A 1,554-nucleotide genomic window follows, 5' to 3' on the forward strand; every position below is an offset into this window, starting at 1 on the left:
GTAAAAGAATCATTGATTTTGTAAATAGATTTAAACTTTTAAAACATCAGCCCAACACTACAAGTGGCTTTAGCGCTACTTTGTTTGAAGATACTAAAGATAATAATCAAAGTAATATAGGATAAAAATATATGAAAAACAAGCTCTATCATTATTTTAACAATAAAGAAAATTCAAATGATTTAAAAAAACAATTCTTTAAAAATATAAAACAAGCTTTATTTTATCTTTTTCTTGTCATCTTAACTTTTTATAATATTACTTATTTAACTCTTTTAACCTTTTTCCCTTTTCCTTTCTTTGGATGGATTAGCTTGTTTATACTTTCTACTATATGGGTATATTTATTTTTAAAGCTTGTCTTTTATCTTGTCTTTAAAATTTTTAATATTGATAAAAAAATTAAAAAGTTTTATTTATTTTTACCTTATCCATTATTCATGCTTCTTTGGTTTGGATACTCTTTTGTACCTCTTGAATGGCAAAGTAGTTTTAAAGAATTTGAGAGTTTGTGTGAGAAGGCTGATTCTAAGGCGGTTATTTATGATGCAAAAAATATTATAAGTCTTTGGGATAATTATAAAAAAATAAACAAGGATATTTTATTCAACATAACAGAGCAATATGTAGATTTTAGAATAAAAAAAATTATTATTTTATGGTACTATAAGGACGGCAAAAATACAATACAAGAATATAAAATAGACAATACATACTCTTGGCTTGACATAGGTATGTTTGCTAAATACAAAAGAAAAATGATATGCTATGATATTCAAAAATATAAAGAATTACAAGAAAAAAGAGGCTACTAATGTATGAAAAACAAGCCAAATATATGAAACTTTATAAATATGCTAGAATGTGCTGGGCTAGTTATTTTTATTTTGATTTTTTAAATACTAGAAATATATTTGAGTTAGATTTTAATCAAGAAAAAATTCAAGAAGAAAATTCTCTTAGAGGCTATAGAGAAATAAAGGTAAATTTAGAACATGTTGTCAGTCAAAAACATAAAGATAAAGAAGTATTGATTGATTTAAGACAAGATGATGCTTGGCAATCAAAAATGTTAAATTTCTTTGATGAAAAGACAAATTTTGATAAACTAAATGGAGAATTTGGAGAATTACAGACTAAAAATTTCATTCAAAGATATGAGGTTCAATTTCATCAGCCTAACACTACAAGTGGCTTTAGTGCTACTTTGTTTTATGATAAAGAAAAAGATGAATTTATAGTAGGATTTAGGGGAACTGAAACTGATAATTTTATTAGCTCGATTCAAGATATAGTTCAAGACATAACTCTATCCCTCAATGGCAATATCCAATCTTCTTCTCTTTTAGAATTTTTAGAACAAGTAAATAAAATAATCAAAAATAAACACAAAAGAATTATATTTGTAGGACATTCATTGGGTGGGTATTTAGCTCAAATGGCTTTGATATATTGCGATATTAAATATAAAGACAAATTATCTTTTAGCCCTAATGAAGTTTATACTTTTAATTCCCCTAGTGTTTATGGTTGGAATTTTCCTAATATAGCTAT

Annotated in this window: 2 protein-coding genes; both read left to right on the forward strand. The window is 25.0% G+C overall.

Going from position 1 to position 1,554, the window contains the following annotated elements:
- The first annotated feature begins 131 nt into the window (after positions 1 to 131).
- Positions 132 to 815 (forward strand): hypothetical protein, encoded by a 684-nt coding sequence (locus BGS40_RS05675; protein ID WP_002819291.1) that lies wholly within the window; start codon positions 132 to 134, stop codon positions 813 to 815.
- A partial coding sequence (locus tag BGS40_RS05680) for an Mbeg1-like protein (RefSeq protein WP_235672249.1) occupies positions 815 to 1,554 on the forward strand: 740 nt, incomplete at its 3' end. The genes BGS40_RS05675 and BGS40_RS05680, both read left to right, overlap by 1 nt.

The sequence above is a fragment of the Campylobacter sp. 107 genome (assembly GCF_002383835.1).
Taxonomy (GTDB): Bacteria; Campylobacterota; Campylobacteria; order Campylobacterales; family Campylobacteraceae; genus Campylobacter_D; species Campylobacter_D jejuni.